Source organism: Streptomyces sp. ITFR-6, from assembly GCF_031844725.1.
Classification (GTDB): Bacteria; Actinomycetota; Actinomycetes; order Streptomycetales; family Streptomycetaceae; genus Streptomyces.
On sequence record NZ_CP134612.1, the window covers coordinates 2,933,626 to 2,952,419 of the forward strand.

At 69.3% G+C, this 18,794-nt stretch carries 18 protein-coding genes and 3 pseudogenes; 6 read left to right on the forward strand and 15 right to left on the reverse strand.

Features of this window, described 5'->3' with window-relative positions:
• Window positions 1–674: 674 nt before the first annotated feature.
• From RLT59_RS13020 to RLT59_RS13030, 3 genes are all read left to right on the forward strand, one after another.
• Window positions 675–860 (forward strand): hypothetical protein, encoded by a 186-nt coding sequence (locus tag RLT59_RS13020; protein ID WP_143195090.1) that lies wholly within the window; start codon window positions 675–677, stop codon window positions 858–860.
• A 150-nt stretch (window positions 861–1,010) separates the two neighbouring features.
• Complete coding sequence (locus tag RLT59_RS13025) at window positions 1,011–1,874, forward strand: radical SAM/SPASM domain-containing protein (RefSeq protein ID WP_311303560.1); 864 nt, start codon at window positions 1,011–1,013, stop codon at window positions 1,872–1,874.
• 13 nt (window positions 1,875–1,887) lie between these two features.
• Window positions 1,888–3,048 (forward strand): methyltransferase domain-containing protein, encoded by a 1,161-nt coding sequence (locus RLT59_RS13030; RefSeq protein ID WP_311303561.1) that lies wholly within the window; start codon window positions 1,888–1,890, stop codon window positions 3,046–3,048.
• Between the two features lie 103 nt (window positions 3,049–3,151).
• On the opposite strand, the pseudogene RLT59_RS13035 reads toward RLT59_RS13030, so the two are convergent.
• The 6 genes and pseudogenes from RLT59_RS13035 to RLT59_RS13060 all read right to left on the reverse strand — a co-directional run.
• A pseudogene (locus tag RLT59_RS13035) lies at window positions 3,152–3,275 on the reverse strand (GNAT family N-acetyltransferase); the annotation flags it as partial.
• Between the two features lie 426 nt (window positions 3,276–3,701).
• A complete protein-coding gene (locus tag RLT59_RS13040; RefSeq protein ID WP_311303562.1) occupies window positions 3,702–4,559 on the reverse strand; it encodes a helix-turn-helix domain-containing protein in 858 nt (285 codons plus the stop codon).
• Entirely contained in the window at window positions 4,543–5,079 is a 537-nt protein-coding gene (locus RLT59_RS13045) for a DUF6879 family protein (RefSeq protein WP_311303563.1), read from the reverse strand. Before RLT59_RS13045 ends, RLT59_RS13040 begins: the two co-directional genes overlap by 17 nt.
• Window positions 5,060–5,278 carry a hypothetical protein gene (locus RLT59_RS13050; protein ID WP_311303564.1) on the reverse strand — a complete coding sequence of 73 codons (219 nt, stop codon included), beginning with the start codon at window positions 5,276–5,278 and terminating at the stop codon, window positions 5,060–5,062. The genes RLT59_RS13045 and RLT59_RS13050 overlap by 20 nt, the downstream gene beginning before the upstream one ends.
• Before the next feature lie 351 nt (window positions 5,279–5,629).
• A pseudogene (locus RLT59_RS13055) lies at window positions 5,630–6,153 on the reverse strand (DUF6879 family protein).
• 817 nt (window positions 6,154–6,970) lie between these two features.
• Window positions 6,971–7,521, reverse strand: a pseudogene (locus tag RLT59_RS13060) (GNAT family N-acetyltransferase); the annotation flags it as partial.
• A gap of 96 nt (window positions 7,522–7,617) precedes the next feature.
• Here RLT59_RS13060 and RLT59_RS13065 point away from each other — a divergent pair.
• A complete protein-coding gene (locus RLT59_RS13065) occupies window positions 7,618–7,932 on the forward strand; it encodes a YrdB family protein (RefSeq protein ID WP_399125338.1) in 315 nt (104 codons plus the stop codon).
• A 52-nt stretch (window positions 7,933–7,984) separates the two neighbouring features.
• On the opposite strand, the gene gdhA is transcribed toward RLT59_RS13065, so the two are convergent.
• The 3 genes from gdhA to RLT59_RS13080 form a co-directional block, all read right to left on the reverse strand.
• A complete protein-coding gene (gene gdhA, locus RLT59_RS13070; RefSeq protein ID WP_311303565.1) occupies window positions 7,985–9,361 on the reverse strand; it encodes an NADP-specific glutamate dehydrogenase in 1,377 nt (458 codons plus the stop codon).
• A gap of 363 nt (window positions 9,362–9,724) precedes the next feature.
• Window positions 9,725–9,901 carry a hypothetical protein gene (locus RLT59_RS13075; RefSeq protein WP_311303566.1) on the reverse strand — a complete coding sequence of 59 codons (177 nt, stop codon included), beginning with the start codon at window positions 9,899–9,901 and terminating at the stop codon, window positions 9,725–9,727.
• Between the two features lie 133 nt (window positions 9,902–10,034).
• Window positions 10,035–10,382 (reverse strand): DUF1330 domain-containing protein, encoded by a 348-nt coding sequence (locus tag RLT59_RS13080; protein ID WP_311303567.1) that lies wholly within the window; start codon window positions 10,380–10,382, stop codon window positions 10,035–10,037.
• A 139-nt stretch (window positions 10,383–10,521) separates the two neighbouring features.
• On the opposite strand from RLT59_RS13080, the gene RLT59_RS13085 reads away from it, so the two are divergent.
• On the forward strand, window positions 10,522–11,109 hold the full coding sequence (locus RLT59_RS13085) for an RDD family protein (protein ID WP_311303568.1): 588 nt from the start codon (window positions 10,522–10,524) through the stop codon (window positions 11,107–11,109).
• A gap of 42 nt (window positions 11,110–11,151) precedes the next feature.
• On the opposite strand, the gene RLT59_RS13090 is transcribed toward RLT59_RS13085, so the two are convergent.
• The 4 genes from RLT59_RS13090 to RLT59_RS13105 form a co-directional block, all read right to left on the reverse strand.
• Entirely contained in the window at window positions 11,152–11,835 is a 684-nt protein-coding gene (locus RLT59_RS13090) for an ABC transporter ATP-binding protein (RefSeq protein ID WP_073732467.1), read from the reverse strand.
• Between the two features lie 33 nt (window positions 11,836–11,868).
• On the reverse strand, window positions 11,869–13,335 hold the full coding sequence (locus RLT59_RS13095; protein ID WP_311303569.1) for an ABC transporter permease: 1,467 nt from the start codon (window positions 13,333–13,335) through the stop codon (window positions 11,869–11,871).
• A 158-nt stretch (window positions 13,336–13,493) separates the two neighbouring features.
• Entirely contained in the window at window positions 13,494–14,759 is a 1,266-nt protein-coding gene (locus RLT59_RS13100) for a L,D-transpeptidase (RefSeq protein WP_311303570.1), read from the reverse strand.
• 297 nt (window positions 14,760–15,056) lie between these two features.
• Entirely contained in the window at window positions 15,057–15,491 is a 435-nt protein-coding gene (locus RLT59_RS13105) for a hypothetical protein (protein ID WP_311303571.1), read from the reverse strand.
• Window positions 15,492–15,610: 119 nt separating this feature from the next.
• Between RLT59_RS13105 and RLT59_RS13110 the strand changes: the two genes are divergently transcribed.
• Window positions 15,611–15,910 (forward strand): LPXTG cell wall anchor domain-containing protein, encoded by a 300-nt coding sequence (locus RLT59_RS13110; RefSeq protein WP_311303572.1) that lies wholly within the window; start codon window positions 15,611–15,613, stop codon window positions 15,908–15,910.
• A gap of 36 nt (window positions 15,911–15,946) precedes the next feature.
• On the opposite strand, the gene hutH is transcribed toward RLT59_RS13110, so the two are convergent.
• Together hutH and RLT59_RS13120 are read right to left on the reverse strand one after the other, a co-directional pair.
• A complete protein-coding gene (gene hutH, locus RLT59_RS13115) occupies window positions 15,947–17,497 on the reverse strand; it encodes a histidine ammonia-lyase (RefSeq protein ID WP_311303573.1) in 1,551 nt (516 codons plus the stop codon).
• A 58-nt stretch (window positions 17,498–17,555) separates the two neighbouring features.
• Window positions 17,556–18,713: a GGDEF domain-containing protein gene (locus tag RLT59_RS13120; protein ID WP_399126890.1), complete on the reverse strand. Its 1,158-nt coding sequence runs from the start codon at window positions 18,711–18,713 to the stop codon at window positions 17,556–17,558.
• Window positions 18,714–18,794 lie beyond the last annotated feature (81 nt).

An 18,794-nucleotide genomic window follows, 5' to 3' on the forward strand; every position in this document is an offset into this window, starting at 1 on the left:
CCCGGTTACTCAAACCGGTGTGCCTACTTCTCGGCTTACGTCGCCGGGAGTTGCCGGCCGAGCTGTTGACCCCTCGGGCGAACTGCCTGCCCGCGAGAATCGGCCCCCGCCGCCTCCTGGTGTGCCGCTCCGCGATGCCGAAGGGCATGGCCCCACGTCCGCCCAACGGCCCGTACTCACAGGCCGCGTACGACCGTTGGGAACGCGCGGAGATCCGAATGCGCCGCGAGGAAGCCGCGCGCTGGCTGGTGCTCCACGGGGGCGATCCCGGCCCCGCGCCATTCACGGGGCGGTGATGCGGTGATGGACTCCGCACTGTTCCACGGGGCGGACTACCCGTTGGGGAGGTCGCCTCTCCACTTCCCTCCCTGTGAATGCGGCGCACCGATCTGCCCGGATCGCCGCACTCCGCCCGACATCGACGAAGCGCGTCCCGCCCGTCCTTCTCTCGGGCCTGACAGCCCCCTCCTGGCGGATCTCCGCTCACAAATCCGAGAATCGAACCAACTCCGCTCCTCGTTCCGGGGGTTGCGATGAACACCCCAACGCCAAGAGTTCGGCTCGTGGCATCCGGCCAGCGCAACTCACGGCCGCTCCCCCCTCCGTCCGCCTCTACTGAGGCTCCCCGCCGGATGCCGTCCTTCGGACCGCTTGGCCTGAGGCCAGGGCAGGTCGTGTACGAGCGGGCGAAGGGCATGCCCTGCATGGTGATCAGCGCGACAGGCACCCGCGTGCGCGTCGTACGGCCCGGAGGTCGGCCCTGGGAGACGGAGCTGAGGTTCCTCCTGCCGGGCACCGCCTACCACTGCCGACAGCTCGACGCATTGGCCCGGCACGTCGCCTACCAGCGGCGCGGCTAGCAAATCTGCTTGCTGGCGCAAGAGTTCAGTCCGTGGCCCCTCCCGTCGTGCCGTGCGACACGGCGGGCGGGGCCACCCCTCAAGCTCCCGTTCGGTTTCGCCTGACGGGTCAGTGAATGCGGTGCACCACTCCACAGAGAGGAACGCAGCATGACCACGTTCATCGAACGACCTACCCAACCGATTGGCAGCATCCAGTCCCTTGAACTGGAGATCACCGGGACGTGCCAACTGTCCTGCACGCACTGCCTGTCCGAGTCGAGTCCGCAGGCAACGCACGGCGTCATGACCCTCGACGACTGGCGGACGGTCATCTCCGACGCTGCCACCCTGGGCATCCGTACGATTCAGATCATCGGCGGTGAGCCGACCGTCCACCCGCGCTGGCGGGCTCTCACGGAGTACGCGCTTTCGCTCGGACGGCACGTGGAGGTGTACAGCAACCTGTACACGGTCCACGACCAGTGGTGGGAGCTGTTCACGCATCCGGCGGTCACGCTCGGGACCAGCTACTACAGCGACGTTCCCGCCGAGCACGACAAGATCACCGGCCGGAACGGAAGCTACGACCGGACCCGGCACAACATCCTGGAGGCCCTGAAGAGGGGCGTACCGATCCGGGCCGGAATCGTGGAGACCCTGCCGGGACAACGTGTCGCTGAGGCTCGCGCCGAACTGCAATCCATGGGCGTGACCCGGATCACCATGGACAGAGCGCGGGCGGTCGGACGGGCGCTGCTGCCGGGGCAGTCACCGACGCTGGACGAGATGTGTGGAAGGTGCACGCGCGGGCGCGCTGCCGTCCTTCCCAACGGTGATCTCGCGGGGTGTGTGCTCGCGCGGGACTTCCCCGTGGGAAACGTACGCGAGACCCGGTTGGGCGAACTGCTCGGCGGAGAGGCTTGGGCGGACCTCGCTGCGCGGATTCCGCTGCCTGCCCGGAATGCCTGCCCGCCGGATGACAGCGGCGATTGCAGCCCGGCGACCACAACCGCATGCGGACCCAAGTACTGAGAGGCTGGCCGGCATGGATTGGCACGGACCTGCGGGGCGGCTCGCGGACAAGGTGGCGGACCCCGATTCGCGGTGGCTGGCGATGGTGGCGAGCGTGCCTCGTCATCAACTGGTCCCTCGATGGTGGGAGAGGGACGGGGAGGGGGACGGCTCGAACTGGGTGCTGCGCGAAGGTTCCAGTGATCCTGAGGGGTGGATGCGGGCGGCCTACTCGGACCGGTCGTTGGTCACCAAGGTGGGCGCCCTGCACGCCGACCACGCTCAGATCGGGGATCGGGCGCACGGCCGCCCCACATCGTCGGCCACGATGCCGAGTCTCGTGGTGCGCATGCTCCGCCATGGGCGGTTGGGGGACGGGCTGTCCGTCCTGGACCTGGGCACCGGAAGTGGCGGGCTCACCGCCTACGCGGCCCGGCGCATCGGGGACCAGCACGTGACCAGCCTGGACGTGGATTCCCACCTGACCGGTGCAGCCCGTGAACGGCTGGCCGGGCTCGGTATTCACCCCCACTTCGTCACTGCCGACGCAACGGATCACGTGCCTGGTTCGTACGACCGCATCGTGTCCACGGTCGGCCTGCCCGCCGGTACGGGTCTACGGCCGGTACTGGCCGCGCTGGCACCTGGTGGACGCATCGCCACGACACTCAGGCGAACATGCCTGATCGTCACCGGGTGGAAGCACGCCAACGGTGAGGTGGTGGGGCGAGTGGAAGGTGACATGGCGGGGTTCATGGTCACCCGCTCCGGGGACGATTACCCACCGGAGCACGTCGAACTCTTCGCGGACGCGTGGAGCACGGAGGGGGAACAGGTCAGTACGGGCCGCTACCCGGTAGTGGACGTGGCGAACGCCTGGGAGCTGCGATCCATGCTGGAGCTCACCGTTCCCGGTGTGGAAGTCGTCTACGAAGAGCTCGACGACCAGACCCGGGTTGCCTGCCTCGTCCATCCTGACGGATCGTGGGCACGAGCATCCGCCGAGTGGACCGATCCGCCAGAGGTGCACCAGAGCGGGCCGCAGAAGCTGTGGACCGCCTTGGAACGTATCCGCAACCGCCTCAACGTCGAAGGCTCATTGCCTCTCCTCGGCGCGCAAGTCCGCGTCTCGAAGGACGGGGTGTGCCACTTCTCGCGTGGGGGATGGAGCGCATCTCTTGGGAGTGCTGGATAGCTCCTGGCTCCTCGTTCGGAGCTGATCAGCCACCGGGTGCCCGCCTGCCTGCTTTGGCCGGCGGGCACCTTCCTGCTGATCGGGGACTTCGCCGGGGTGCGAGCAGATCGGCGTGCGGCCGATGGGTCGGTCGGACGTAGCGGAGCCAGTACCTCAACCCGACAAGCCGACGGCCGAGGTAGGCGACACGCCAGGGCCGCGTCTCCGGCCTGCACCGCAGAGACGACGTGGTCCGCACCAAGGTCACTCGCGGCGCCGGCAGCCCGGCCGCAGCCCTCACGATGGTGTCCAAGCTCGTCGAATCCGCCCAGGCACGTTGGGCGCGCGATCACCGGAGCCCACCTGGTGCCCCCGGTCCGTGCGAGCGCCGTGTTCGGGAACGGCGTCCTGGTCGGGCGTTCTGAGAGGATCACAGCATGACCGGTAGACGCCACGCCGCCACCGAATCCCACCGGCCCTGTAATCACGCGCGGAACGAGCTTCCTTCCTGGCGACTGAATGGGAAAGGCAAGTCGGACAGCCGGGAATGGCTGAAGGTTCCCACGACAACTCCGCCAGGCATGTCCCTTCAGCGGGAGTACCTACAGGACCCGAATTTTTTTGTTCACTCTCCATGGGTCCACTATGGCTTCTCAAAGAGCCCTTGTGGGGCGCTAGTTACATTGATGCATAAAACAGTCGGCTGCCTGTTTCAGGAAGGCGGACGCATCGTCGCCAGTCAGCGCGTGTGACCAGAACAGTTCGAACAAACCAAGGTGCTGGGTTATGTCCCGAGGATCACGCAATGCAACTTCACCGGAGAACAGTTCGACGGTTACCAAGCGGTCGTCGTAGACCACGAAGATGTTCATGGGGGTGCCGGGAACATGCAGCCCCTGCGAAACTATCCCAATTTCAACGTTGGGTTTCTTATTGATCTCGGCCATGTGTGAGCACTGGGCCGCCATGGCTTCGACACTCGCCCGTTGCCACTTGACGGCTTGCTCGGTCATCAAGAACCAGAACGAGCGCGACGGGTCGTTCAGGATGGCCTGGCGGTCCATGCGGGCCTGCACGGCGCGCGCAACGTCCCTGGTCGGGTCGCTGGCCACCGTGGGCGAAAGGGTCTCGGTGGCGTACTCGCGCACGTGCAGCAGGCCGGTGGGGATGGCGGGGAGGAAATGCCGCATGACCCGCGAAGAAGACTCACGGGCTCTCAGCTCGGCTTGCTTGTGATACAGGCCGACGCGAGCGTAGGTGCGCCAGGATGCGTAGTCCACGTTGGCTCGGCGCGCCAGTCGAAGGAGTTCGCCGGTCACCTCGTCAGGCACGGCGAGGGCTTTAAGGATGCGCTCGACCTCAAGGACCGTTGGCAATGCGCGACCGGTCTCGATTCGACTGATCTTTGTTTGGCTCATGTTGCAGCGCAGCGCCAGACGTTCGCCGCTGAGACCGGAAGCGCGGCGGAGACCCCGAAGAGCCTCCGCCAAATCCTTCCGTTCCCGCGCTTGTTCTTCAGGTTCGATAGGCACTGAACGGTGTGGCACCTTCTAGCGCGAGATCCCGCCACGCGAGATACTTGTCGATGTCAGGGTCTTGGATCAGTTCCCGATTGATCTGCGTTCCGTTTGGGCGGTAGTTGAGGTGCACCACGGTTGATTCGTCGAACAGCCAGAAATCCTGCTCCGGCAGCCCTGGATTCGGTCGGTCCGTCAAATCAACTATTTGGTAGTTCTCCCCAGCTGCGACGTTTCCGGGAACGCACCACTCGAACAGGTACCGGCTGTACGGCGTGAGCGGGCGGCGCACGATCTTGGCTCGGGTCATCGTCCGCCCGGCCGCCGTGTGGTTCCGGATCATCTGATGCCAAGGCGCGTTGAAACCCTCAGGCATCGACCCACCGGCGAGGAAGCTACGGACCGTCTCGGCCTCGGCAGGCATGGTGTAGGTCTGGTGGACCTCCAGCCGGAACGCGGAGCGCTCGAAGTCGCGGAAGTAGGCCTGCCACTCGTCCCCGTCCAGCAGTACGGGGCTAGAGCCATCCACGGACACGTGCGGCCTCCTTGAGGATGTCTTCCGGGATCAGTACGACCGACTCGCCATCCCGCGTCGGGTGGACCACGTCGTAGCCCTGGATGGCCAACATGCCCGGCTCCGGAGTGACGTACACGGTCGGGCAGTCGCCGTTCCCGCATTTGTCGTCGTCGCCGCTCCTGCACGGCCCGCCGGCAATCATCCGCAGTTCGTCCACTGAGACCCCCTCTGGTCTGTGTGGTCAGCAAACTACGGACCGTCATGCCCGAGGGACGAGCGCGGCCGTCGTTCAGTCACGAAGTCGCATAGACCCGTGGGTGTGAGTCACCGGCCCGGACTGCCCGAGCGGCTAAGACGGTGGCGGGCCACGTGCGCTGTGCCTGACCTGCCCCAGCCCCCAGGCCCGTGACTCCGTGGCCGATCATGAACGTCTCCGGTGGGCCGTGCCCCCATTCCTGGGTGCGGTCCCAGCGTTCCCAGCCTCCGCGCTCGGGAGGCGCTGCCAGGGCAACGTGTCGTTGAGGCTGTGGAGCGCGGGGAGGAAGGCATGAGCTGATCGGCTGGTGATTCAGGCGGTGTACTTCTCGTGCGGGACACCACGTTCCCACACTGCTTCGAAGGCCGCCCCGCAGTGGGCGGCTACGGCGGGGTCGCCGGTCTGATCGGTGTGGACCCACCGGCCGACCCCATCGAAGATGTTGAACTGGACCAGCTTCCCGTCGAACAGCCAGAAGTCATTCCCTGGGGGGCAAGGTCAGATGCTTGCCTGCGGGGGAGCCAGCGGACTTGTTCACCTGCCGCCGCGTTGGTGAAGGTGAAGGAGTGCTCAAACGCGATGTAGTCGCTTACGGGCTCCGAGACCACCCGGGCCCTGCGGATCAGCACACCCTTGGCGGTGACCTCCTGTACGAGGTCGAGCCAGGGCCGCCACCAAGACGCCCGATCGTCCGGGTTCAGTCGGTGCCCCTGCTTCCACTCAGCGAAGCCCTTGACCTCGTTGTCGATGCCGTACCCGTCTCGCATCTCCAAATGTACGGCCGCCTCCTGGACCGACCTGATGAGCTCGGAGAAGTCAGTCAGACTCTGCGACACGAATGGCCTCCTTGAGGAGCGGAATCATGCTGGACTCGATGGTGATCAGAGTTTCGTCTTCGGATCGCTGTGAGTCGGACGAGGCTTGGCTGAGCGTCTCGGCGTCTACCGGCGCGGGCTTCCTCGTCTGGACCCGATACTGACGAAAGAGACAGAACCTAGCCCCATGGCCCTCATCCGGAACCTCACCCATCTCTCCCCGCCGCCCTCCACCACACCGCCCCCCAGCAACTGACCGGAAGTGGAGGGCATTCTCGGAGTAGGCCTGCCCGCCGACTACAAAGAGATCGCCGACAGCTACGGGCCAGGAACCTTCTGCGGCTACCTCCACCTCTACCACCCCGCCGGGGCAACAGAATGGGTCAGCCTCACCGGTCCGATGCCCGCCACCATCCGTACCCAGCTCGAACAGACACGATCCCAGGGCGACCCATCCGTGCCCTGTGACCCGCAGGACCTGTTCGCCATCGGAGTCACCGACAATGGCGAATACCTCTTCTGGATCACCGACCCCACCGACGCTCCGGACACCTGGCACGTGGCCGTCAGCGAAGCCCGCGACACGCGGTGGTACATCCACGACGGCAACCTCACCGACTTCCTCACCACCGTGCTCAGCGGCCGAGCCGCCAACCCCAAGTTCCCCGAAGACCTCCTCGACCACGGCCCCGTCTTCACACCGACCACGCCCGCCACCCACCAACCGGCGGCCGCGCAGCCGCAACACCCCGCCACCGAGCCGAATCCCGCTCCCCAGACCCAGGACGTCCGCACCTGGGCCCGCGCTCACGGCTACGACCTTCCGGAGCGCGGGCGGCGGCTGCCAGTCGCGTCTGATCAGCCCGTAGACCCACGAGTCGGAGACCTCGCCGTTGACGACGCAGTCCTCCCGCAACGTCCCTTCCCGTACGAAGCCGAGCTTCTCCAGCACGCGGGCGGAAGCCGTGTTGCGCGTATCGGCCTCGGCTTGGACGCGGTTGAGGTCCAGGGTGTCGAATGCCCACCTCACCACGGCGTGGGCGGCCTCGGCGCGTAGCCATGGCCCCACGCCGCGTCGTCGAAGCAGTAGCCGAGCGACGCGCTGCGGTACTCCGGATTCCAGCTGCTCAGGCTGCACCAGCCGACGAACGCCCTGTCGGAGACACGATCTACCGCCAGCCGCGCTCCGGTGCCTTCCTGTGCCATCTGCCGGCAAGCCGTGCTGAACTTCTCGGCTCGCGCGCGTTCGATCCATGGCGGCGCGTCCCAGTAGCGCAGCACGTGGGCGTTGCTCTGGAGCGCGAAGAGGCCGGGCGCGTCCGCGTCCTCGAAGGGACGCAGCCGAAGGCGAACGGTGTGCAACGAGGGAGTGGACAGCGGCGGGCTCATGGTTCCTTTCCCCTGATCGGTGGCCGGTCCATCAGACTTCCGACGCGGATCGCCCGCAACGGAGTTTCCCTGCGGGCCACTTGCACCACCAGCGGGGTGGCTCCGGCCGGTATCGCCCTGTGGGGCGCGTTCGCCGCCCCTCGCGCCCGGATCCGGCTGCCGCTGACGGGTGTGCTCGTGGTGAAGGCCGTGGTGCTCGGGGGCGGCGCCTCAGGGCTGTACCGGGTGGGGCACCCGGGCGCCGCGGTGTCCGGCGGTGTGCTGGCCTTCAAGACCCTGGTGCTCGGCGGCGGCGCTGTCGCCCTGTGCTCGATGGGGCACACCGTGGCCGGCATAGTCCTGGGTCCCGAGATGGTGGTGAACACCCGCCTGGCGGAGACCTTTCGCAGGAGGCCACCCGCCACGGGCTGATACGTGATGAGGGGCCCGTCCCGGCCGGGACGGGCCCCTCATCACGTTCGGATCAGATCAGGCCCTGCGCCAGCATCGCGTCCGCGACCAGTTCGAAGCCGGCGATGTTGGCGCCCACGACGTAGTTGCCGGGGCGGCCGTAGCGCTCCGCCGTGGTGTAGCAGGAGTCGTGGATGTGACGCATGATCTCCGCGAGGCGCTCCTCCGTGTGGGAGAAGGTCCAGGAGTCGCGTGAGGCGTTCTGCTGCATCTCCAGGGCGCTGGTGGCGACGCCGCCCGCGTTGGCCGCCTTGCCGGGGGCGAAGGCCACGCCCGCCTCCTGGAGGACGCGGACAGCCTCGGGGGTGGTGGGCATGTTGGCGCCCTCCGCGACGGCCTTCACGCCGTTGCGTACGAGGGTCAGCGCGTCGGCCTCGTGGAGTTCGTTCTGCGTGGCGCAGGGCAGCGCCACATCGCAGGGGACGTTCCAGACGCCGGTGCCGGGGACGAACACGGCCTCGGCGCGGCGTTCCGCGTACTCGGCGACGCGGCCTCGGCCGGCCTCCTTGATCTCCTTGAGGAGGGCGAGGTCGATGCCCTTCTCGTCCACGACGTAGCCGTCGGAGTCGGAGCAGGTGATTACGGTGGCGCCGAGCTGCTGGGCCTTCTCGATCGCGTAGATCGCGACGTTGCCCGAGCCGGAGACGGCGATGCGCTGGCCGTCGAGGGACTCGCCCCGGCTGCGGAGCATCTCGGCGGTGAACAGGACGCAGCCGTAGCCGGTCGCCTCCGTACGCACCAGGGCGCCGCCCCAGCCGAGGCCCTTTCCGGTGAGGACACCGGACTCGAAGCGGTTGGTGATCCGCTTGTACTGGCCGAAGAGGAAGCCGATCTCGCGGCCGCCCACCCCGATGTCCCCGGCCGGGACGTCGGTGTACTCGCCCAGGTGGCGGTGGAGTTCGGTCATGAACGACTGGCAGAACCGCATGATCTCGGCGTCCGAGCGGCCCTTCGGGTCGAAGTCGGAACCGCCCTTGCCGCCGCCGATGGGCATGCCGGTGAGGGCGTTCTTGAAGATCTGCTCGAAGCCGAGGAACTTCACGATGCCGAGGTTGACCGAGGGGTGGAAGCGCAGTCCGCCCTTGTACGGACCGAGCGAGCTGGAGAACTCGACCCGGAAGCCCCGGTTGACGTGGATGTCGCCCGAGTCGTCCGACCACGGCACCCGGAAGATGAGCTGGCGCTCCGGCTCCGTTATGCGCTCGATGATCCGGGCGTCCACGAACTCCGGCCGCTGGGCCAGCACCGGACCGAGCGTTTCGAGCACCTCCCGTACCGCCTGGTGGAACTCCTTCTCGCCCTGGTTGCGGCGGAGGATCTCCGCGTACAGCGGCTCGATGACGCGGTTCTCGGCGGCGTGCGGGATTGCGGAGTCAGGGGTGGCCGTCATCTGATCAAGACCTTCCATGGGTCGGCTCATCGCGAAGGCGCCCCCGTCCCGGAGGGCGCCCGGCCCCCCTCCCCATTGAGGGCGTCGCCCGGATAGCGCGCGTACCACGCGCTCACGACTGCGACGTACGGGACCGTTGTGGCCCACCGAGTCTCCCAGTGGGACCGCCGAATCCTCCATGCCATCCACATGGTGAATCCCGCCCGGCCCGGTACGGGGCGGGCGCGGAAACCTTGCCCCGGACCGGTTCCGGGCGGAACGGCCGGGTTGGGGGTATGCCCGGACACCCCCCGAAGTGGTGAACCTCACAGTGCGCCGACTGCCGCTGTGAGGTCCGGACGGGCGGCTCCCAGGGCTCGTATCTCAGTTCTCGTACTCGCGCCGGGTGCGCAGCATCCACAGGCCCACGCCCGACGCCAGGACGACCACGCCCGAGACGACGCTCAGGGCGATGTGCAGGCCTTCCCGCCCGTCCATGAAGTTGAGGGAGACGTTCGCGACGATCGCGACGAGGAGCACGGTCCAGAGCAACGGCTTCACGGGGTTCCTCCGGAGGGTCGGGAGCGAGTGGAGCGGGAACGCGGCCTCGCCGGTGTCCGGCCGCGTCGTCCATGCTTCCGTCCGGCGGGCCCCGGCACGAGGGTGCCGGCCCCCGGACCGGTGGTGCAGCCTGCTACACCACGGACCGGGCGCGCAGGGCGGCGGCGGTCGCCCTGGGGTCGTAGTCCGGTGCGACGCCGTCCACGAGCACCAGGTCGCCGGGGATGTTCCTGGTCCGCAGCGGGGCCAGCTCCTGATAGGCGGGTGAGGCGTACCAGGTGCGGGCGGCCTCGATCGTAGGGAACTCCAGGACCACGACGGCGCCCGGCCAGTCGCCCTCCATGACCTCGACCGGCGTGACGTGCACCAGGAATCGGCCCCCGTGCGGATCCATCGTGGACTGGATTCCGTCGATGTAGTCGATCACCTCCGCGTTGGGGAGGCCCTCGGGCTGCAGGTGAGCGATCGCGTACGCGGTCATGGTCTCGTCCTCCGGTCTTCGTCCGCTGGTGCACACCATGCTGCCGGGGGCGGCGGCAAGGGTCGATTACCCCCGGGGTAAGGGGAGCGCACTGCGCGGACCCGACCCACGGTGACGGAGGATCAGACATGATTCCGTCATGAAGACATCACGGGGGAACCACCGGGCGCGGGCTCCCCACCAGCCTTACCCGTCACGGCCGTTGGCCGGACAGACGCTGTCCGGGTACCGCACACCGCCCCGGGCCGGGGAGACGCGCCGCTATCTCGCGGTGGGCCTCGACTGCTATCTCTGCCTGGTCACCGCCGGGTTACTGGCCCAGCCGCACGTGGACACCGCGCCCCTGACCGGGGACGTCGCCCTGCTGCTCGGGCCGGTGCTCGCCCTCTCCTTCCTCAACCAGGTCGTGCTCACCGCGCTGGTCGGAGGCGGGGCCGGGAAACTGATCATGGGCATCCGGGTCGTGAGCCTTCCGGACGGCGGCCGCCCGGGGCCGGGGCAGCTCGTGCGGCGCTGGCTGCACGGCCTGTGCTGGCTGCCGCTCCAGCCCTGGTACGGGCTCCGCGCCCGTCTCGCCCGTACCGATGACGGCCACGGGCCCGCCCCGCGCGGCTGTGAGGCGGGCGATCCGTACGCGGAGCCGTACGCGGACCCGGCCGGCGTGCGCCAGGTCCGCCGCAGCGATCTGGCCGCACACCGCCGGGCCGCCGCCGGGCGGGCTGCCTGAGCCCGCACCGCCTGCCGCGACAGCCTTACGTATGCGGGACGTTCACGCCGCCGCGTTCTCCGTGATGGTGACCTTGCCCTTGCGGATCGTCGCGAGCCGAGGGGCCCGGCGGGCGATCGCGCTGTCGTGGGTGACCATGATGAAGGTGAGTCCGTGCTCCTTCCACATGGTCTCCAGCACCTCCATGATCTCGTCGCGCATGGACTCGTCGAGGTTGCCGGTGGGCTCGTCCGCGAGCAGCACCTTCGGCTGCTTGACCAGGGCCCTGGCTATCGCGACACGCTGCTGCTGGCCGCCGGACATCTCGCCGGGGAGGTGGCCGAGGCGCTCGCCCAGGCCGACCGAGTCGAGCGCCTCCGCGGCTCTTCTGCGCCGCTCGGACGCCTTGCCGCCCAGCGGTACGAGGGCGGTCTCGACGTTCTCCTGGGCGGTGAGCGTCGGGATGAGGTTGAAGCTCTGGAAGACGAAGCCGATGTTCTGCGCGCGCACCTTGGTGAGTCTGGCCTCGCTGAGCTTCGCGAGGTCGACCCCGTCGAGTTCGACGCTGCCGGCCGTGGGGCGGTCCAGGCCGCCGAGCATCTGGAGCAGCGTGGACTTGCCGCCGCCGGTGGGGCCCTGGATGACCAGGCGGCCGCCGTCCTCGATGGTCAGGTCGACGCCGGCGAGCGCGTGGACGGTGGACTTGCCGCGCGTGTAGCGCTTGGTGACGCCTTGGAGGGTGTACATGGGTCAACTCCTGCTGGACGGTGGGCGGGCGGACTATTCGACGCGACGCAGGGCGTCGGCGGGGCGCAGCCTGGAGGCGCGCCAGCCGCCGAAGGCGCCCGCGATCAGCCCGCCCGCCACGGCCAGGGCGACGGCGATCAGGATGATGGAGAGGGAGACGGGCGCGGTCAGCGCGATGTCGAGGGACTTGGCGGCGCTCTGCCGGCCGGGTCCGCCGCCGCCCATCATTCCGCCGCGGAAGCCGCCGCCCCCGGAGCCGCCCGAGGCGCCGAGCTGGGCGGTGAGGGTGGGGCTGACGGCGGTGACGGCGTACGCGCCGGCCAGGCCGGCCGCGATGCCGAGGACGCCGCCCATCAGGCCGTTGACGAGGGCCTCGCCGACCACCTGGCGGGTGACCCGGCCGCTCTTCCAGCCGAGGGCCTTGAGTGTGCCGAACTCCCGTACCCGGCGGCTGACCGCGGAGGAGGTGAGCAGTCCGGCCACCAGGAACGCCGCGATCAGCACGGCGATGGAGAGCCACTTGCCGACGCTGGAGGCCAGGTCGGAGGCGGTGGACAGGGAGCCGGAGACGGTGTCCGCGAGATCGGCGGAGGTGGTGACGGTGGTGCCCGTGATGTTCTTCTGGATGGCGGTCTTGACGCCGTCGATCCGCTGCGAGTCCGCGGCCTTCACGTAGACCGTGGTGACCTTGTCCTTGGCGTCGGCCAGGGTCTGGGCCTGTTGGAGCGGGATGTAGAGGTTGGCGGCGGCGTCGCCGCTGTCGGCCGCCGAGACTCCGACGATCGTGAACTTCGTGCCGTGGACGGTCACCGTCCTGCCGACGGCGAGCTTCTTCTCCTTGGCGTACGCGGCGTCGACGACGGCCACCTTGCCGTTGGTCTCGGTGGACTTGAACGTACGTCCCGCGGTGATCTTCGACGAGGTGAGCGGGCCCAGGTCCTGCTTGGTGACGTCGGTGCCGTAGACCGTGTAGGAGTTGACGTCGAACGAGGCGCCGCCGCCCTTGACCTCGCCCTGCGGCTGGCCGCCGCCCCCGAAGCCGCCCCGGCCGCCGCCCTGGGACGTGCCGCCGTCCTGCTTGAACTCACCGCGCTTGAACTGCCCGTCCACCTTCATGACGGTCATGCTCAGTCCGCCGACGGCGTCGGCGACGCCGTCCTGCTTGCCCACCTTGTCCACCGTGGTGGCGGCCAGCGTCTGGAAGCCCTGGACCATGACCCGGTCCGTGCTCTGCGTCGAGTCGTCGCCGCTCTCCTTGGCGTCGAACTCGAACCTGGGCCGCTCCGTGCCCGAACCGGGCGCCGCGGCCGCCTTGGTGACGGTCATGTCGGTGCCGAGGCCGTACAGCGATTCCAGGACCTTGTCCTGGGCCTTGCTCATGCCGGAGGAGACCGAGCTGACGATGATGACCAGCGCAATGCCGAGGCCGAGCCCCGAGGCGACGACGAGCGCCGCCTTTCTGCGGCGGCGCAGCTCGCGCCGGAGGTAGGTGAAGAACATGGCGCGAGGTTATGGAGCGGTTGTGATGGTGGGTTAAGGCCACGATGAGAGACGGATGAGAACTCTCCGGATACGCCACAGGCGGCGGCACCCGTGATCCGTGGGGATCGGGGTGCCGCCGCCTGCGGTCGAGGGGATGGGGCGGGCCGGGCGTCCGGTCAGGCGGTGGAGCCCGCCGTCCACTGGGCCCAGCTCATGTTCCAGCCGTTGAGGCCGTTGTCGGGCTGGATGGTCTTGTCCGGGGAGTTCTTGATGACGACCACGTCACCGATCATGGAGTTGTTGTAGAACCAGGCGGCGGGCTGGCCGGCGTCGCCCGCGCCCTTGACGTCGGCGAGCCCGACGCAGCCGTGGCTGGTGTTGGCGGTGCCGAAGATGCCCTTGCCCCAGTAGTTGCCGTGGATGAAGGTGCCGGACGTGGACAGCCGCATGGCGTGCGGCACGTCCTTGATGTCGTACTCACCCTTGCCGTCGTCGTCCGTGAAGCCGACCGTGGAGCCGTCCATCCGGGTCTCCTTGTACTTCTCGGAGATCACCATCTGTCCGTTGTACGTGGGGTTCTCGGGCGATCCGGCGGAGATCGGGATGGTCTTGACCGTCTTCCCGTTCTGGGCGACGGTCATCGTGTGCGTCTTGGCGTCCACGGTCGAGACCTGGTTGCGGCCGATCTTGAAGGTGACCGTCTTCTGCTGCACGCCGTAGACGCCGTCCGCGCCCTCGACGCCGTCCAGCGCCAGCTTCAGGGTGACGGTGGAGCCGCCCTGCCAGTAGTCCTCGGGGCGCAGGTCCAGCCGCTGGGAGTTGAACCAGTGGCCGACGACCTGCTGTCCGCTGCTGGACGTCACGGTGATGCCGTCCAGGACGGCCTTCTTGTCCGTGATCGCCTTGTTGAAGTTGATCGAGACGGGCATGCCGACGCCGACGGTCGAGCCGTCCTCCGGGGTGAAGTTCCCGATGAAGCTGTTGGCGGGCGACACGGTGGTGAAGGAGGAGTTCTCGTGCGCCTCGCGGCCCTTCGAGTCCTTCGCCGTGGCGTTGATCTTGTACGTGGTCGAGCGCTCCAGCTGGGCGTCCGGCTTCCAGGTGGTGCCGTCGGCGGAGAGGGTGCCCTTGACGCTCGCACCGGCTGCCGTGGTCATCGTGACGACCGTCAGCTTGCCCTTGGCGACGGTGACCTTCGCGTCGTTGTTGATGCTCGCGTTGGTCGCACCGTTCTTCGGAGAGATCGCTATCTGCGCCTCCGAGGTCTCCTCGGCCGCCGCCTTGTCGACCTCGGCCGCCTGTGACTTCTTCGAGCCGTCGGGGCTTGCGCCCTTGTCGCCGTCGTCGCTGCAGGCCGTGAGCACCAGCACGCCGCCGAGCAGTGCGGACGCGGCCATGAGGCCCCTGCGCCGCTTGCTGTCCGTCATCACACGCTTCTCCATCGTTGCCGAAATCCCCAAAAACCCCGAGCCAGGCCGTTGACCGGCGATACCCGTCGATGTTCCAAGAACCCCCTGAAAGGGTTACCCGTTCCACATCCGCGGGGGATGTGGGGAACACCACTCGTCGGCGTATCGGTATCCGCAGTGGTTCCCGTGCGGTGGTTCTGTGCTCCACCACGTAGGTGCCGCCGGGGTCCGGCCCTGTTGTGCGGCAGCTTCGCGGTCCGGTGGGCCGACTGTCACGCGCACCGGCCCCGGGCCGCCGGAGACGGGCCGGGGCCGGTGGTTCTCCACCTCTTACGCCCGCCGCTCCGCACTGCCGTCGTCGTCGTTCTCCTCCCTATTGTGCGGGACGCGGGAGGCGTCTTCGCCGTCCTCGTCCCCGTACTCCTCGTCACCGTCCTCGTCATCGTCTTCGTCGAGGTCCCATCCCTCCGGGTCCTGCGGGTCGTAGGCGATGCTCTCGCTGCTCCAGGAGGCTTGGGTCAGCTCGACCCCGGGCACCTCGCTGACCAGGTCGAACGGATCGATCAGAGAGGCGAGGGCCTCCGCACCGTCTTCCCGTACCGCCGTCTCGGCATGCGTGCGTTCCTCGGCGGAATCGCCGCCGAGCTCGCCGTACTCGGCCGCGAGGCTCTCCAGAGCGGTTCCGCTCAGGGCGTCGGCGTTCGTGATCTCCAACACCATTTCGACCCGAAGGCGAACATAACGTGACGTCTCAGATGTGCTCATACGCCGGAGCGTAAGCTCCCGGCCGCCCCGGCTTTCCCACCACCCGCTGCTTTCACTAGCATCGCCCGCAGCACCGGCCGCAGGCCTAACTCGCGGCTGTCACAAGGGGGATCGATTCCGTGGCCAGCACCCGCCGCCCGCTCCTGACCGCCACTGCCGCGGGAACGCTGCTGTGCGCCCTCTGGTTCGTTCCGACGGCCACCGCGACGGACGAGACCACCGGCGCCCAGGACGCGCCGGGCCGGACGGCCGCCATCGAGGCGATGGGCGCCACCGACGCGGAGGGCGCGAGGCTCGCGGACACCGGTACGGGGACCGACACGACCCCGTATCTGATCGGGGGCATGGCGTTCCTGGGCATCGGCGCGGGCTTCGTCACCTACTCCGCCCGCCGCACGGGCCCGCTGCCGGCGCACTGACGGTCACGCGGCAGCGGGCGTTCCGGCCGGCAGGCCTCAGGCGAGCTTCCCCGTCACCGGCTCCACCGCCGCGACGAGCCCGCCCGCGCGCACGAAGGCGTCCGCGGCGGCCAGGTCCGGCGACAGGAAGCGGTCGGGACCCGGGCCCTCGGCACCGGCCGCGCGGAGCGCCTCGACGGCCGCCAGCGAGGCGGGCGCCGGGGTCAGCCCCTGCGCGGCCCGCAGCTCGACCGCGCGGGTGGCCGCGTACAGCTCGACGGCGACGATCCGGGCGAGGTTGTCCACGGCGGTACGGAGCTTGCGCGCCGCCGACCAGCCCATCGAGACGTGGTCCTCCTGCATGGCGGAGGACGGGATCGAGTCGGCGGAGGCCGGTACGGCGAGCCGCTTCATCTCGCTGACCAGGGCCGCCTGGGTGTACTGGGCGATCATCAGGCCGGAGTCGACGCCCGCGTCGTCCGCGAGGAACGGCGGCAGCCCGTGCGAGCGGTTCTTGTCCAGCAGCCGGTCGGTGCGGCGCTCGGTGATCGAGCCGAGGTCGGCGGCGACGATCGCCAGGAAGTCCAGGACGTACGCGACCGGCGCGCCGTGGAAGTTGCCGTTGGACTCGACCCGGCCGTCGGAGAGGACCACCGGGTTGTCCACGGCGGCGGCCAGCTCGCGGTCCGCGACGAGGACGGCGTGGGCGAGGGTGTCCCGTCCGGCGCCGTTGACCTGCGGGGCGCAGCGCACCGAGTAGGCGTCCTGGACACGCGGCGCGTCGTCCTGGTGGTGACCGGTGAGGCCCGAACCGGCGAGCACCCGGAGCATGTTGTCGGCGCTGGCGCCCTGGCCGGGGTGCGGGCGGATGGCGTGCAGCTCAGGGGCGAGGACCTTGTCCGTGCCGAGCAGGGCCTCCAGAGAGAGGGCCGCGGTGATGTCGGCCGAGGTGTAGAGGTTCTGGAGGTCGGCGATGGCCATGACGAGCATGCCGAGCATCCCGTCGGTGCCGTTGAGGAGGGCGAGGCCCTCCTTCTCGCGCAGCTCGACCGGGGTGATGCCGTGGGCCGCGAGGAGCTCGCCCGCGGGGCGCACGGTGCCGTCGGGGCCCTCCGCCTCGCCCTCGCCCATCAGGGTCAGCGCGCAGTGCGAGAGCGGTGCCAGATCGCCGGAACAGCCGAGCGAACCGTACTCGTGAACGACGGGTGTGATCCCGGCGTTCAGGACGTCGGCCATGGTCTGCGCGATCTCGGGCCGTACGCCCGTGTGGCCCGAGGCGACCGTCTTCAGCCGGAGGAACATCAGCGCCCTGACGACCTCGCGCTCGACCCGGGGGCCCATGCCGGCGGCGTGCGAGCGGACGATGTTGCGCTGGAGCTGGGCGCGGAGCTCCGGGCTGATGTGGCGGCCGGCCAGCGCCCCGAATCCGGTGGAGACGCCGTAGACCGGCTCGGGCTTCGCGGCGAGCGCGTCGATGACCTCGCGGGCGGCGGCGAGTGCGGCCACCGCGGCGGCGGAGAGCTCGACGCGGGCGTTGCCGCGGGCCACGGCGATGACGTCCTGGGCGGTGGTACCGGACGTCCCCACCACGACTGTATGCATATCCATATTCAGAAGCGTACGGATTGAATCTCTTCATGTCACTAGCGGTCGCCGGGTTGACCCCTTACCGATCGGGCGGCTCGGCCGAGGGGCGGTTGCCGCGCAACCTTCGGCGGTCATGGGCGGCCTTGGGCGGGGAGTCGGCCAGCCGGATCACCTCACCGTCGCGCCCCGCCACCACGGGCCGCAGCGAGCGGGCCGCCTTCGCCCGGTACTGGGCCGCGTCCGCGAGCCGGAACAGCCGCCGCGCCGAGACCACCGGGCCGATCGGGTCGCCGGTGGAGGCGATCCCGCAGGCGACCCCGTTGCCGAACTCCAGCTCGGCCGCCCGCTCGCACAGCTCGGTGGCCACCGCGACCACCTCGTCCGCGCCCGGCCCCACCGCCAGCAGACAGAACTCGTCCCCGCCGAGCCGGGCGGACAGCGCCCCCGGCAGCATCGCGCCGCACCGGGACAGCACCGAGCCGAAACGTTCCAGCAGACGGTCTCCGACCGCGTGGCCATGGGTGTCGTTGACCGTCTTCAGCCCGTTGAGATCGCAGACGGCCAGGCTGACCACCGCCCCGTCCGCCCGGTGCCGCTCCACCGCCTCGTCGAGGCGCATGTCGACGGCCCGCCGGTTGGCGAGGCCGGTCAGCGGGTCGGTGAAGGCCAGCTTGCGGACCTCCTCCAGGCGCTCCGTCTGGGAGATCCCGGCGGCCACGACGGCAGCCAGCACGGTGGCGAAGTCCGCGTCCGCCCGCCCGAACACCGGCTCCCCCACCGGCCGCGCCACATACAGCTCGCCCCAGGCCCGGCCGTGCAGCACGATCGGCGCCACCACACAGCAGCCCCGCCCGCGCCGGCGCAGGGCCGCCACCCGCTGATGGCAGTAGCCCTGCCGGTAACCGTGCGCACCCGCCGCCCCGGCCTCCCGGCCACCGTCCGCGGGCCCCGGCTCCACCGGCCCCTCGGCCGTCTCCACCCAGGCGTCCGGCTCGCCGCCCCCGGCCCACCGCTCGTGGAGGAACTCGGTGATCTCCGGGAACTGGTGCACCGGGTACGTCTCCTCGTCGGGGAACTCCTCCTCCCCCTCGGCCCGGTCGCCCGCGTTCACCAGGACCCGCAGCCGCCCGCGTCCTCGCTCCCAGACCGACAGCGCGGCGAAGCTGCCGCCCAGCGCCTCGCACGCCCCCAGCGCGGCCGCCCGCCAGCACCCCCGCGGGGTGTGTGCCGCCGCCATCGCCTGTGCAAGCGAAACCACGGCCCGTAGCCGCGCATCATCACCCATTGCCCCAGTTTAAGTTGATACGCGGTATATGCG